Source organism: Streptomyces sp. NPDC051183, assembly GCF_040682455.1.
Taxonomy (GTDB): Bacteria; Actinomycetota; Actinomycetes; order Streptomycetales; family Streptomycetaceae; genus Streptomyces.
In genome coordinates this window covers 1-13,513 of sequence record NZ_JBFBBA010000023.1, presented here as the reverse complement: position 1 = coordinate 13,513, position 13,513 = coordinate 1, and the positions used below count along the sequence as shown (strand labels likewise).

Here is a 13,513-nt window from a genome sequence, read left to right as displayed (position 1 = left end):
CGAGTTGAACCCCCCGAACATATCCCTCGGCCTCTGGTGGACCATCGCCGCGGCCGGGACCCTGATATTCCTGGCGGTCTGCCCTCGACTCATGCCGACGAAGCGGTCCAGGGCGAAGATCCTCCTGGTGCCCGTCGTCATGATGGCGTTCGGGCTGGCCTCGATGACGGTACGCGCGATGGGTGCGGCCGACCTGCTGCCCATGTACAGCGCCGCCGTCCTGGCCGTTCCCCTGGGCCTGGCCGGTCGCCGCGAGGAGATACGGCAGGTCGTCGCGCAGGAGGAGAACCCGCTCAGTGGCCCGGCCCCCCTCCCGCCGGCCAGGCTCCACATGCAACTCGGCGCCGCGCTGGTCGGGATGACGCTGCTGTGGTGGTGGCTCACCCAGGGCTGAGCAGTCCTCAGGAGCAGTCCCCAGGTGCAGCGCCGGGAGCAACTCCCGGGAGCAGTCCTCAGTCCCGCAGGAACGCCAGCACCGCGAGCACCCTGCGGTGAGTGTTGTCGGTCTGCGGCAGGTCCAGCTTGGTGAGGATGGAGCCGATGTGCTTGCCCACCGCCGCCTCAGAGACCACCAGCTCCCGGGCGATGGCCCCGTTCGACCTGCCCTGGGCGACCAGCGCGAGCACCTCCCGCTCGCGCGGCGTCAGCCGCTCCAGCGGATCGCGGCGGCGGCGCAGCAACTGCCGTACGACCTCGGGGTCCACCACCGTGCCACCCGAGGCGACCTCGGTGAGCGCGTCGAGGAACTCCTCCACCTGGCCCACGCGGTCCTTCAACAGGTAGCCGACCGCGGTCCCGTCGCCGGAGTCGAGCAGGTCGGCGGCGTACGCACGCTGCACGTACTGGCTCAGTACGAGCACGGGCAGCCCGGGACGCTCGGTCCGCAGCCGGACCGCGGCCCTGAGCCCCTCGTCCTGGAATCCCGGGGGCATCCGGACGTCGGTGACCACGATGTCGGGGGAGTGCTCGGCGACCGCTCCGAGCAGCGACTCGGCGTCACCGACGGCGGCGGCCACCGTATGGCCACCGCGGCCGAGCAGCCCGACGAGCCCCTCGCGCAGCAGCACGCTGTCCTCGGCCAGTACTACGCGCAGCGGCAAGGGATCTCCATTCGCAACACCGTCGGGCCGCCCGCCGGCGCCTTCAGGGAGAGTGTGCCATCGAGCACCGCAACCCGGTCGGCCAGCCCGACGAGTCCGCTGCCCGCCGCGAAGTCGGCGCCGCCGCGGCCGTCGTCGCCGATCTCCAGCACGAGCCTGCCGGCCCGGTGCCCGCCGTGCACCCAGGCGCGGTCGGCGCCACTGTGCTTGGCCACGTTGGCCAGGGCCTCGTTCACCACGAAGTACGCGGCCGCCTCCACCGCTTCGGGCAGCCGTTCCGGAAGGTCCACGGCCACCGCGACGGGCACGGGGGAGCGGTCCGCCGCGTCCTGGACGGCGGCCTCCAGACCGTAGTCGGCCAGCACCTGCGGGTGGATGTTGTGAATGAGCTCCCGCAACTCGGTCAGCGCCTTGCCGGCCTCGTCCTGCGCGGCGGCCAGCCGATCGGCCAGCGGTCCCGCGGGGGCGTCCAGCCGGGCCAGCCCCAACGCCATCGACAGGGCGACGAGCCGCTGCTGCGCCCCGTCGTGCAGATCGCGCTCGATCCGCCTGCGTTCCGCCTCGAACGCGTCGACCAGCCGCGCCCGGGACCGTACGACCTCCCGTACCTCCGGCCCCTCCCGCACCAGCATCGCCCGGGCCAGCGCCGCCCGGGCGCCGGCCGCCACCCCGAGCACGTACCCGGCGGCGGCGAGGCAGACGAGGCCGACCGCCATGACGCCCAACGCTCCGGGATACGAGGTCACCGTCCACAGCTTCACCACCCTCAGCTCGCGCCCGCCCCCGACGGTCGCGAACAGCACCGGCGTGGCCGTCGCCGCCAGCGGACAGACCAGCACCCACAGGACCAGCAACGCCTCCAGCAGCCACACCACACACGCCAGCAGCACCGCGTGCGCCAGCTCCCGCCACGTCGCCCGTTCCAGCAACCGGGTACGCAACCACCCCCACAACCCCGGCACGGGCGGCACCACATGCGCGTCCGGCACCGGCGGGGCGCCCATCGGACGAAGCCTGCGCCGCTCCACCGCGGCCACCGGGATCCCGCACAGCGCGGCGAGGACGAGCAGCACCAGCCCCACCACGACGACGGCCAGCACCGTTCCGCTCAGGGTCAGCACCAGGAGCGCCACCAGCGTCACGGCCCCCACGCACACCCCGCCGAGCAGGTAGCCCGTCGCACGCCACGGCCAGGAGCCGAGCAGATAACGGCGCTGCGCCAGGGCCTGCCACACGGAAGTCGGATGCATGTGATCACCCTAGGAGCCGCGCGCGGACCGGACCATCCGTCCAGTGGGGGTGAAGGGGGTAGGGCCAGGCATACCCCAGGACTAGGGCCGGCCATGATGTGCCGCCCGCCGCACGCCGGTTGGCTGGAGCCCATGGATCAGGAACGCACGGACCACACGGACGACGACGTGATCACCCTCCGGTCGGTGACCAGGAGGTACGGATCGGGGGAGGGCGCGGTCACGGCCCTGGACCGGGTCTCGCTGTCCCTCCCCAGGGGCAGCTTCACCGCGGTGATGGGCCCCTCCGGCTCGGGGAAGTCGACCTTCCTGCACTGCGCGGCCGGACTCGACCGGCCCACCTCCGGCACCGTCACCCTGGCCGGCACCGAGCTGAGCGCGCTCAGCGAGTCCCGGCTGACCAAGCTCCGCCGGGACCGGATCGGCTTCGTCTTCCAGGCCTTCAACCTGCTGCCCTCGCTCACCGCCGCGCAGAACGTCGCGCTCCCGCTGCGCCTGGCCGGGCGCCGCCCCTCGAAGAGCCGCGTGTACGAGGCCCTGGCTCAGGTGGGGCTCGCCGAGCGGGCCGGACACCGGCCCGGCGAACTCTCCGGCGGCCAGCAGCAGCGGGTCGCGCTCGCCCGGGCGCTCGTCACCTCGCCCCAGGTGCTCTTCGGGGACGAGCCGACGGGGGCATTGGACACCCGCACCGGACGGGAGGTCCTGGAACTGCTGCGCGCACTGGTGGACCGCGACGGCCAGAGCGTCGTCATGGTCACCCACGACCCGGTGGCCGCCGCGTACGCGGACCGGGTGCTCTTCCTGGTCGACGGCCGCATCGACGGCGAGCTGACCGGTCCGACCGCCGCGGACATCGCCACCCGGATGACCACCCTGGAGGACGCGCCGTGCTGACCCTCGCCCTGGCCACGCTCCGCACCCGCTGGTCCGCCTTCGCCGGCAGCTTCCTCGCCCTCAGCCTCGGCGTCGCCCTCACCGGCGTCATGGGTCTCGTGCTCGCCTCCTCCCTCGACGCACCGCAGCCGCAGCCGGAGCGCTTCGCCGCCGCACCCGTCGTCGTACAGGGCGCGGACACCTTCCCGGTGGCGACCGGGCGGGGCCCGAAGACCGGCAGGCTGGACCGCCCGCACCCGCTGCCACCCGAACTGATCGGGCAGTTGCGGCAGCTCGGCCCGGTCACCGAGGACCGCGCCTTCCCGGTCCGGGCCCGGGGCGGCCCGGCGGACCTCGTCGGACACCCCTGGTCGACCGCGCCGTTCGCCCGCTACGAACTCCAGCAGGGCCGCGCGCCCCTGGCCGACGACGAAGCCGTGGCCACCGGCAGCTGGGCCGCCCCCGGGCAGCGGCTGGAGACCGACCGGGGCACCGTACGGATCGTCGGCACCGTACGCGGACTCGGCTTCGAGCACGCGGTGTTCTACACCGACGCCCGCGCCGCACAGCTCGCCCCCCGCAGCGAACGGGTGGTCGTCGACGCCGCCGCGGAGCGGGTACGGGAAGTGGTGCGGCAGAGCGAACGGGCACAGGTGCTCACCGGTGACGACCGCAGGCTCGCCGACGCCGACCCGGACCGCGACGGTCAGGCGCTCATGGCGCTGAACGCCCTCTTCGGTACAGCCGGAGGAGTCACCGCCTTCGTCTCCGTATTCGTCGTCGCCTCCACCTTCTCCTTCGCCGTCGCCCAGCGCCGCCGGGAGTTCGGCCTGCTGCGCACCGCCGGGGCGACCCCGCGGCAACTGCGGCGCATGGTCAACGCCGAGGCCGCGGCGGTGGGCGTCCTCGCCTCCGCCACGGGCTGCCTGCTCGCCGCCCACGCCGCCCCGCGGCTGGCCTCCTGGACGGTACGGGAGCGGCTCGCCCCCGCGTGGTTCGCGCTGGGCGAGCACACCTGGCCGTACCACCTGGCCTTCTGGACCGGTCTGTCGACCGCGCTGCTCGGCGCCGCCGCGGCGTCCTGGCGGGCCGGGCGCACCGCCCCGGTGCAGGCGCTGCGCGAGGCGTCCGTGGACAGCCGCGTCATGACCCCGGGGCGCTGGGCCGCCGGCGGCGCCCTGCTCCTGACCGCGCTCGTCACCCTGCTGCTCGCGCTGGCGGACGACCCGGGCGACCTGCTGCACCGCAAGACCTACATGACGCGCCCGCTCCTGCTCATCACCGCGTGCGCCCTGCTCACACCGCTCCTGGTGCGCCCGCTCGCCCGGCTGCTGGCCTGGCTCCCCTCCCGGCTTCCCGGCGCGCTCGGCATGCTGGTCCGCGAGAGCGCCGCGGCCGGCGTCCGGCGCACCGCCGCGGTCGCGGCGCCGGTGCTCGTCACGGTGGCGCTGGCGGGATCGCTGCTGGGCACCACCGCCACGATCAACGCGGCGAAGGCCGAAGAACTGCGGACCCGCACGCTCGCCGACTTCATCGTGACCCCGCCCGCGGGCGGCCTTCCCGACGAGCAACTGCGGCGGCTGCGCGAGCTGCCCGGCGCGGTGGTCTCCCCCTCCGCCGCGGGAACGGTGTACGCCGTGGAGGACGGCATCGCGCCAGTCCGCTCCGAAGTCCGCGCCGCCGAGCCGTCGTTGCTGGCCGCGACGGTACGATTGCCGCTGGTGGCGGGCGACCTGCGCGACCTGGACGACGACTCGATCGTCGTCAACCAGGAGTGGCAGCAGCACACCGTCGGCGCACGCGTCCCCGTGTGGCTCCCCGACGGCACGCCGCGCACCCTGCGCATCGCCGCGGTGCTGCGCACCGGCACCGGCGGCAACGGCGCCTACGTCACCCCGCGCAACGCCGTCGGCGCCCCGGTGGACCGCATCGACGTCCGCGGCGGCTCCCTCGCCGCCCTGCGCGCCGCGGCCCCCTCGGCCGAAGTGTCCACGCGCGCGCAGTGGCTGCGGGCCGCCGCCCCGGACACCAAGCGCACCACACGGCTCGGCCTGCTCCTGACCCTGGGCATCGCCCTGCTCTACTCGGCCGTCGCCGTCGCCAACACCCTGGTCATGGCCGCCCGCGACCGGCTGCCCGACCTGGCGGCGCTGCGCCTGGCCGGCGCGACCAAGCCCCAGCTCCTGCGTCTGGTGACGGGCGAGACCCTGCTCGTCGTGGCCATCGGCACGACCGCCGGCCTGCTGACCACCGGCCTCAACCTGGCGGGCCTGGGGGCCGCCCTCGCTCTGCTCGGCCTCCCCGCGCTCCCCGTGGTCCCCTGGGCGGCCCTGGGCGCCGTGGCCGCCGCCTGTACGGTGATCGCGCTCCCCGCGGCCCTGATCCCGGCGGCCCGGGCCCTGCGCCATGGCGCGACGGCAGCCTGAACGGCCGGTCCCTGGACGGCCGGTGCCCGAGCGGCCGGTCCCCGAACGGCGGGACCCCGACCGGGTCAGGACCGCAGCGCGCGGGCGAGCCGCAGTACCTGCCGGCGGGAGAGGCCCCGGGCGAGCCCCGGACCGTACCGCGGGCTCGACGGGACGTCGCACCGCGCGATGCCCGGCGCCCGTCCCGCCGGCACCGTCCAGTGGGCCGCCTCCCAGCGGGCCCGCCCCAGGAGGAACGCCGCCGCACCCGCGGCGCCCGCGGCCGGGACACCCGCCGAGACCAGGGCCGCGCCGACCACCCCGGGGGCGTCGGACGGCAGGTCCGCGTCACCCAGCGCCGGCAGCAGGAGCAGCAGCCGGGAGTACGGGTCGTGGACGTCCGGGGCGCCGGTGTCCGGGGTGCCCGCGACGTGCACCAGCTCCCGCCAGGACAGGCCGGGGCCGGTCCGGTAGCCGTCGTCGTCGAAGCCGAGCCGGCGCAGCACATCGTCGTCCGTCGTGGCGAGGCGCCGGGCGCCGCCCCGCAGGGGAGCCCAGTCGGGGTGGGTGACGTAGAACTCCGTCCCCCAGTCCGTGGGGAAGAAGTCGCAGCTCACCACCCACACGGAGTGGCCGCCGCCGAACGGCACCCGGAACCGCCCCGCGTCGCGCAGGTGCGCCTCCCACGCGGCGTCGGCGGTGGCGGCGTCCGTGCCGAACCAGTCCGCGAAGAGCGGGCCCACCGAGTCGTCCGTGGCCCACATCCGCGCCAAGTAGCCGGCCCAGAAGCCCGGTAGGGCGAGCGCCCCGTCACCTCCGGCCGTCGGCTCCCCGTCGCATCCGCCGGCCGGCGCCGGCGCGGACCGGCGCCCGGCCCAGGCCCGTACCACGCGACGGACCAGTGGGTCATCGTGGAATCTGCTCATCGACACCCGGCAAGACTGCCAGCACCCCACCGCACGCATCGACGGCGGCCGGACCGGCCCGCCCGCCCCGAGGGACGGACGGACCGGGCCGGACGGGCGCCCCCGCGGCTACCGGCCCGGCGCCGCCGGCACGGCGGCGACCGACGCCGGCACAGCCGCCAGGCCGGCCGGCCGGGTGGTGAAGGTGCCCCGGCCCTGGGTACGGCCGCGCAGCCGCGACGCGTACCCGAACAGCTCGGCCAACGGCACGGCCGCCGTGATCACCGCGGTGCCGGCCTCCGTGACGGACCCGCAGACCCGGCCGCGGCGCGCGGCGAGGTCGCCGAGAACCGCCCCGACGCCGTCCTCGGGAACGCTCACCGTGACCTCCACGACCGGCTCCAGCAGTTCGAGCGTGCTCGCGCGCAGCGCCTCGCGCAGACCGAAGCGGCCCGCGGCCCGGAACGCCATCTCCGAGGAGTCCTTGGAGTGGGTCGCCCCGTCGCGCAGGGTCACCCGCAGCCCCGTCACCGGATGGCCGCCGAGCGGCCCCTCGGCGAGGGCGTCCCGGCAACCGGCCTCGACGGCCCGCGCGTACTCCTGCGGCACCCGGCCGCCGACGACCGTCGACCGGAACTCGAACACCGCCTCCTCCAGCGGCTCGACGTCGAGGACCACATGCGCGAACTGCCCCGATCCACCGTCCTGTTTGACGTGCCGGTGCACGAGGCCGGACACGCCGCGCACGACGGTCTCCCGGTAGGAGACCTGCGGACGGCCGACGACGACCTCCACGCCCTGGCCGCTGCGGATCTTCTCCACTGCGACCTCCAGATGCAGTTCGCCCATCCCCGACAGCACGGTCTGGCCCGTCTCCGCGTCGGACCGCACGACCAGCGACGGATCCTCCTCGGCGAGCCGCGCCAGCGCGGTCGCGAGCCGGCCCGTGTCGCTGCTGCGACGCGCCTCGACCGCCACCGACACCACCGGTTCGGCCACCGAGGGCGGTTCGAGGACCAGCGGCGCACCCGGCGCGCACAGGGTCGTCCCGGCACGGGCGGCCTTGAGCCCGACCACGGCGACGATGTCACCCGCCACCGCCTCCTCCCGTTCCTCGTGGCGGTCGGCCTGCACCCGCAGGATCCGGCCGACCCGCTCCGTGCGGCCCGTGGCCGCATCCAGTACGGACGCGCCCTTGCGGAGGGTTCCCGCGTAGACGCGCAGGTAGGTGAGCCGCCCGGTCGCCGTCGCCGTCACCTTGAAGGCGAGCGCCGCCAGCGGCTCCGCCGGGTCGGCGGCGCGCTCCTGCTCCGCGCCGCCCACCGCGCCGTCCACCGTGCCGCGGACCGGCGGCATGTCCGCGGGCGACGGCAGGTACGCCAGGACCGCGTCCAGCAGCGGCTCGATCCCGCGGTTGCGGTACGCCGAGCCGCACAGCACCACCACGCCGTCCCCGCGGAGGGTCAGCTCCCGCAGAGCGCGGGCCAGGGTCTGCCCGGTCAGCGCCGAAGCCGCGCAGAACTCCTCCAGCGCGTCCGCATGCAGCTCGGCCACGGTCTCCTCCAGGAGCCGGCGACGCCGGTCCGCCTCCTCCCGCAGCGGCTCGGGGACGGGCCCCGTCTCGTACGTGTCCGCGCCGGCGTGCCAGATCAGCGCGCGCATGCCCAGCAGGTCGACGACGCCGGTGAAGCCGTCCTCCCGTCCGATGGGCAGCTGGACCACCAGGGGTACGGCGCCCAGCCGCTCCCGGATCGAGGCGACCGCCGCGTCGAGGTCGGCGCCCGCCCGGTCCAGCTTGTTGACGAACGCGATCCGAGGCACACCGTGCCGGTCGGCCTGCCGCCACACCGACTCGCTCTGCGGTTCGACGCCGGCGACGGCGTCGAACACCGCCACCGCCCCGTCCAGCACCCGCAGGGAACGTTCGACCTCGTCGGAGAAGTCGACGTGGCCCGGGGTGTCGATCAGGTTGACGCGGTGTCCGTCCCAGGTGCAACTCACGGCCGCGGCGAAGATGGTGATGCCGCGGTCCCGTTCCTGGGCGTCGAAGTCCGTGACGGTGTTCCCGTCGTGGACCTCGCCCCGCTTGTGGATGGCGCCGGTCGCGAACAGGATGCGTTCGGTGATCGTGGTCTTGCCCGCGTCCACGTGGGCGAGGATGCCCAGGTTCCGGACGGTGGTGGGGGAAGTGACGGCGAGGGGTCGCCTGTTGGTGCGCATGGCCCGAGGCCTTTCGAACGACGAGGAAGAGGGCGGCGCGATTCCCGGCCACGGCTCCGCCCGTCCGTCCGCGCGTCGTCGTACGGCGCGTGGCGGCGTACGGGCAGCGGTGGAGGCGGAGGCGGAGGCTAAAGGTGTGACACGGGCATACGGTGACGGCCGCGCGGCCGGCACCGCGCACTGCGAGACACCGGGATCACGTCGTACCGCGACGGGGGAACGAAGGCGGCGGTGCGGTGAATGCACATGGCCCGGTTCCCCTTCTCTTCGACTCGGCGGCAACTGCGCGGTGCGGTCCTCGTGGGCAGCGCGCTCGGCGAGTCTAGGGAGCACACCGGCTCCGGGCACGTGATTTTCCGGCGCTCGTCCGCGGGGGGCCGCCGAGCGGCCGACGCGGGGGAGCGGGTGGTCAGGGACGCGGCGGGCGACGTGCTCGCCGACGACGGTGCGACCGCGGGCGTCAGAGCAGCAGGTCGCGGGCGAGGGCGAGCATCACGGACCGGGTCTTGGTCTCCCCGGACAACGGTGGGGTGATGTCGAGCTCCCGCAGCGTGCGCCCGAGCTGCGCCTGGACCTCGGCCGCGTCGTCGAGGTCCGCGCGCACCGAGACCTCCAGGAAGCGCAGGCCGCTGACCGTGGTCCACTCCTCGATCACCACGGTGCCGGGGACGGCGTCCCAGTCCTGCTTCCACCTGACCGCCCGCACCGGGCCGAGCGCCGTCAGGTCCTCAAGCTCTTCCCCGGCCACCCCGGCGGTCCGCAGCAGTTCCAGCTGCGGCTCGATCAGCACGTGGTCCAGGGAGCCGCGCTCGGCGGCCTTGAACGCCACTGCGAATTCCCGCTCGGCCTGCAGCGAGGCCGCCACGACGGTGGTGAACGCGGGACCGGTCCGGTCCTCCTCGATCGTGAACTCCCACTGCTCGCCCTCCAGGTCCTCCTGCCACGGGGGCGGCAGCGCGGGGCACGGACGCAGTTTGACGGTCATGTCCGCATCGGTCTTGGGACCGCGCTCCTCGTGGTCGCGGCGCAGGCGCAGGATGACCTTCCGGTCCAGGAGGGGCAGTACGACTCCGGCCGCGGCCGACCTCCGGGGCTTGTCCCAGAAGTGGATGGCCCGACGGCGCCCGTCCTCGCGGTCGAGCTCCAGCGCTTCGAAGGCCGCCCCGGCCTCCACGCCGGAAAAGCTGATCTTGATTTCCGCGGACCTGGCTGTCGGGGACTCGGTCATGGTGCCGTTATCGCACGCCGGCCCGGGGCTCGCATCCCGCACATCACCCTCCCCGCACGGCCCCGCACCCCCCGGACGGCCCAAACGGACCGCCTCGGGGCGGGGGCCCGGGGAGCGACTACGCGCCGTCCCGGAGCACGCGCTCGACCAGATCCTCCTGGGCGTCGCTGATGTCGGGGTCGGCGAATTCGACCGTACGGTCGTCCACCGTCACGGTGTAGTGGTAGCCGTCGGGCACACCGGAGACGGGCCCGGGCCGGCCTCCGGCGACGACCTCGAGCGCGAGGCGCTCGAGGTCGGCCGCGTCGGGCAGGCCGGACGTCTCCAGTTCGGCCTTCAGGGTCAGCCCGGCGATGCCGCCGCTCCTGGTCACCCGGATGCGCATGGCGCCGTGGGGAGCGGATCAGCCATTGCCGTTGCCGTTCACACCCACATGGGCCCAGGCCTTGAGGACGGCCTCCAGCTCCTCGCCCGCACCGAAGCGGCTCCGCGTCGCGGTGACCGTCGCCTGCGCGAACTCCTTGAAGTCGGCGTTCTTGGAGACTTCGCCGGAGGTGAGCGCGTCGTACCAGATCTGCCCCGCCCGCTTCCAGGCGGGGCCGCCGAGGGCGGTCGCGACCAGGTAGAACGCGTGGTTGGGGATGCCGGAGTTGATGTGGACGCCGCCGTGGTCCTCGCTGGTCTCCAGGAAGTCGTCCATGGTGTCCGGCTGCGGATCCCTGCCGCCCAGCATGGGGTCGTCGTACGCCGTGCCCGGCGCCTTCAGGGAGCGCAGGGCCTGTCCGCGCACCGCGGGGGTGAACAGGCCCGCGCCGATCAGCCAGTCGGCCTCCTCCGCGGTCTGACCGCGGGTGAACTGCTTGACCAGACAGCCGAAGACGTCGGACATCGACTCGTTGAGGGCCCCCGACTGGTCCTCGTACACGAGATCCGCTGTGTACTGCGTGATGCCGTGGGTGAGTTCGTGGGCGACGATGTCCATCGAGATGGTGAAGTCGTTGAAGACCAGACCGTCCCCGTCGCCGAAGACCATGCGCTCGCCGTCCCAGAAGGCGTTGTTGTACTGGCGGCGGTAGTGGATGGTCGCGTCCAGCGGGAGGTTGGCGTCGTCGATCGAGCGCCGCCCGTAGGCCTTGTCGAAGAAGTCGAAGGTGAGACCGAGACTGTCGTAGGCGCGGTTGGCCGTGCCCTCCTCCACGGGGTCGGCCCCCTCGGCCCTGACGACGTCGCCGGGCAGCGCACGGGTGTGGTGGGTGTCGGAGACCGTTCGGTCGAGGACGGCCGGGCCGACCGTCGGTGCCGCGGTCTTGGGCGCTTCCTGCCGCTTCTGCCGGAACGCGGCGTCGATGGCGAGGGTGTTCTCGGCGGCTTCGCGCACCTTGGGGTCGCGTGCGTGGGCGAGCTTCTTGAGGATGTAGGGCGGCAGGATGCCGCAGAAGCAGTTACCGGACTTCGGCCTACGGTGTTCTCCGTAGCCGGCGGATTCAGTGGTCTGCACGTCGAGAAAAGTGCCAGGCGAACGCGGCGGGGGTCACGCACAAACCGGCGATCTCACCCTTGTGGCCCGCCGGAGTGGTCCGAACGGCCGTGCCGCGCCCATGGGGGCGCCACCGTCCGGACCATCCGGTCCTCTTGTCAGACGTTGACCCCTGCACCGTCCTCCCCGGTGTCCGAGGGGCGGGCCGGCGGCCAGGGAACTTCGGCCAGGAGAGGCAGAATCGATTCCTCTTCGTAGTCGAGGTGCGCGTTCAACTCCGCCGACATCCTGGCCAACTCGGAGCGGAAGCGCTCCGGCTCGTCGACGCCGATGCGGGTCAACAGGGCCGCCAGGTCGCCCTGAACACGCGCGATCGTGCGGTGTTCCTCGCCGAGGCGGTCGAACACATCGCCCAGGTGGGGGTGGTGGCGGGCGATCCCGGGGAACAAGTGGTCGCCCTCGCTGGTGTGGTGGAACTGCAGGGCCTGGCAGAAGGCCAGGCAGCGCTGGCGGATCTGCAGCCCCAGGCTCGGGACGGGCGGCTCACCGGGGCCCCGGTGAGCCGCCCGTACGGCGAAGTGGGCGTCGACCTCGGCCTTCACCTGGCTCAACTGCCCGCGCAGCCAGGTGTGTACCTCCATGAGCTTGTCGGCGAGGGTGCCCACCACGAGGGGGGCCTCCCAGCCGTCGGGGTCGGCGCGCTCCAGTACGACGACCGGCAGGCGACGGGTGGTCCGCTCCTGGTAGTCGCCGTATCCGGGAGCCATCCGCACGGCATGCGCGAACAGTTCGTCGCGCCGGTCCCCTTCGGCGGGGACCGCGAGGGCCTCGAAGGTCCGGGTACCTGTCTCCACGCGCACCACGGGGTGGGCGAGCAGGTTGTGGTACCAGCCGGGATGCCGCGGGGCGCCGAGGTTGGACCCGATGAGCAGCAGTGAATCGCCGTGGCGGACGTAACCGAGCGGGGTGGTCCGCTCGGTCCCCGACTTTGCGCCGGTGGTCGTCAGCAGGAGCAGGTCGCTGCCTTCGAAAGGTCCGCCGACCTTTCCGGCGTTGGCGCGGAATTCCTCTATGACGGACTGGTTGAAAGACGTGGGCATACGGTTTGCGTCTCCGGAAGATGACAGGCGTGTTGTACGCAGGACGGAGCGACCGCACAGCAAACGGCACGGCATGGCGCGCACGGCGGTGCCGAAAGGTGCGGGAGGGGAAATGACGTGCGGCTGCGCTACGTCATGAAGAGGGCGCGGAGCATGAGCTCATGGCGGATCCCTTGAGTGAAGGGTGTTCGCCCGACTGCCGGCCGGCCCACTGCTCTTTGGCCGGCGTCACGCGACACCGCCACCATTACATGCACGGGGCGGTCGCCTGTCAAAGCGGAAGGCCGCACTCCGGGTTCAGGGCACCTCGAATACGAGGTCCTCCGACGGGGCGCGACGCACCTGGGGCGCGACGCACCGCGGCCGGCCGCCGCGTGGTCGCGGCGGCCGGCCGGGAGATGTTGTGCTGGGGTGGGTCAGGCGCCGCCGGCGACCTTGCCGAGGCCGTTCCAGCCGCCTGCGCCGTCTCCGCCGTTCCAGGAGTAGACGGTGGCGCCGTTGTTGGCGTCGCCGAGGATGTAGTCGGCGTGGGTGTCGGCGTCGAAGTCGACGAACTGGACCTTGGGGTGGTCGTTGGTCAGGCCGCCGGCGATCTGGCCCATGGGCTTCCATCCGCCGCCGGTGTCGCCGCCGCGGTTGTTGAAGAGGTCGATGCCTCCGCCGGGCTTGACGATGTAGTAGTCGGTCTTGCCGTCGCCGTCGTTGTCGGCGAACCGGATGCGGGTGCGGTCGGTGGTGGCGCCGGTGGTGACGGTGCCGGTGGGCTGCCAGCCGCCGCCTACGTCGCCGCCGCGGTTGAGGTAGACGCCGACCGCGCCGCTGTCGTTGAAGGTGATGTAGTCGGTCTTGCCGTCGCCGTTCCAGTCCGCGAAGCGGACCTTGCTGGCGTCGTTGGTGATGCCGCCGGCGACCTTGCCGATTCCCTGCCAGCCGCCGCCGACGTCGCCGCCGCGGT

The 13,513-nt window shown here is 73.6% G+C and carries 12 protein-coding genes; 3 read left to right on the top strand and 9 right to left on the bottom strand.

Annotated features, from left to right (window positions below; translation table 11 throughout):
* Positions 1–4: 4 nt before the first annotated feature.
* Positions 5–394 carry a hypothetical protein gene (locus AB0M99_RS20980; RefSeq protein WP_365922505.1) on the top strand — a complete coding sequence of 130 codons (390 nt, stop codon included), beginning with the start codon at positions 5–7 and terminating at the stop codon, positions 392–394.
* A gap of 58 nt (positions 395–452) precedes the next feature.
* Here the strand turns inward: AB0M99_RS20980 and AB0M99_RS20975 are convergent, their stop codons facing one another.
* The gene (locus AB0M99_RS20975; RefSeq protein WP_365922503.1) at positions 453–1,100 is read right to left on the bottom strand and encodes a response regulator transcription factor; all 648 of its coding nucleotides are present in this window, start codon (positions 1,098–1,100) and stop codon (positions 453–455) included.
* Positions 1,085–2,350 (bottom strand): sensor domain-containing protein, encoded by a 1,266-nt coding sequence (locus tag AB0M99_RS20970; RefSeq protein ID WP_365922501.1) that lies wholly within the window; start codon positions 2,348–2,350, stop codon positions 1,085–1,087. The genes AB0M99_RS20975 and AB0M99_RS20970 overlap by 16 nt, the downstream gene beginning before the upstream one ends.
* Before the next feature lie 132 nt (positions 2,351–2,482).
* Between AB0M99_RS20970 and AB0M99_RS20965 the strand changes: the two genes are divergently transcribed.
* Both AB0M99_RS20965 and AB0M99_RS20960 read left to right on the top strand, forming a co-directional pair.
* Positions 2,483–3,244, top strand: a complete 762-nt coding sequence (locus AB0M99_RS20965) for an ABC transporter ATP-binding protein (RefSeq protein WP_365922499.1) — start codon at positions 2,483–2,485, stop codon at positions 3,242–3,244.
* Positions 3,238–5,649, top strand: coding sequence for an ABC transporter permease (locus AB0M99_RS20960; protein WP_365922498.1), 2,412 nt, complete (start codon positions 3,238–3,240; stop codon positions 5,647–5,649). Before AB0M99_RS20965 ends, AB0M99_RS20960 begins: the two co-directional genes overlap by 7 nt.
* A 65-nt stretch (positions 5,650–5,714) precedes the next feature.
* Here the strand turns inward: AB0M99_RS20960 and AB0M99_RS20955 are convergent, their stop codons facing one another.
* The 7 genes from AB0M99_RS20955 to AB0M99_RS20925 all read right to left on the bottom strand — a co-directional run.
* Positions 5,715–6,554: a hypothetical protein gene (locus AB0M99_RS20955; RefSeq protein ID WP_365922685.1), complete on the bottom strand. Its 840-nt coding sequence runs from the start codon at positions 6,552–6,554 to the stop codon at positions 5,715–5,717.
* A gap of 108 nt (positions 6,555–6,662) precedes the next feature.
* Positions 6,663–8,753 carry an elongation factor G gene (fusA, locus tag AB0M99_RS20950; RefSeq protein WP_365922496.1) on the bottom strand — a complete coding sequence of 697 codons (2,091 nt, stop codon included), beginning with the start codon at positions 8,751–8,753 and terminating at the stop codon, positions 6,663–6,665.
* 460 nt (positions 8,754–9,213) lie between these two features.
* Positions 9,214–9,981, bottom strand: a complete 768-nt coding sequence (locus AB0M99_RS20945) for a hypothetical protein (protein WP_365922494.1) — start codon at positions 9,979–9,981, stop codon at positions 9,214–9,216.
* A 118-nt stretch (positions 9,982–10,099) separates the two neighbouring features.
* Positions 10,100–10,366 carry a protealysin inhibitor emfourin gene (locus AB0M99_RS20940; protein WP_365922492.1) on the bottom strand — a complete coding sequence of 89 codons (267 nt, stop codon included), beginning with the start codon at positions 10,364–10,366 and terminating at the stop codon, positions 10,100–10,102.
* Between the two features lie 18 nt (positions 10,367–10,384).
* The gene (locus AB0M99_RS20935) at positions 10,385–11,479 is read right to left on the bottom strand and encodes a M4 family metallopeptidase (RefSeq protein ID WP_365922490.1); all 1,095 of its coding nucleotides are present in this window, start codon (positions 11,477–11,479) and stop codon (positions 10,385–10,387) included.
* A gap of 137 nt (positions 11,480–11,616) precedes the next feature.
* Entirely contained in the window at positions 11,617–12,558 is a 942-nt protein-coding gene (locus tag AB0M99_RS20930; protein ID WP_365922488.1) for a nitroreductase/quinone reductase family protein, read from the bottom strand.
* 416 nt (positions 12,559–12,974) lie between these two features.
* A partial coding sequence (locus AB0M99_RS20925; RefSeq protein WP_365922486.1) for a VCBS repeat-containing protein occupies positions 12,975–13,513 on the bottom strand: 539 nt, incomplete at its 5' end.

What these genes read in the sequence shown, in the direction of transcription:
- fusA (WP_365922496.1), bottom strand. Translation starts at nt 8,753, where the DNA reads ATGCGCACCAACAGGCGACCCCTCGCCGTCACTTCCCCCACCACCGTC.
- AB0M99_RS20965 (WP_365922499.1), top strand. Translation starts at nt 2,483, where the DNA reads ATGGATCAGGAACGCACGGACCACACGGACGACGACGTGATCACCCTC.
- AB0M99_RS20955 (WP_365922685.1), bottom strand. Translation starts at nt 6,554, where the DNA reads ATGAGCAGATTCCACGATGACCCACTGGTCCGTCGCGTGGTACGGGCC.
- AB0M99_RS20940 (WP_365922492.1), bottom strand. Translation starts at nt 10,366, where the DNA reads ATGCGCATCCGGGTGACCAGGAGCGGCGGCATCGCCGGGCTGACCCTG.
- AB0M99_RS20945 (WP_365922494.1), bottom strand. Translation starts at nt 9,981, where the DNA reads ATGACCGAGTCCCCGACAGCCAGGTCCGCGGAAATCAAGATCAGCTTT.
- AB0M99_RS20970 (WP_365922501.1), bottom strand. Translation starts at nt 2,350, where the DNA reads ATGCATCCGACTTCCGTGTGGCAGGCCCTGGCGCAGCGCCGTTATCTG.
- AB0M99_RS20930 (WP_365922488.1), bottom strand. Translation starts at nt 12,558, where the DNA reads ATGCCCACGTCTTTCAACCAGTCCGTCATAGAGGAATTCCGCGCCAAC.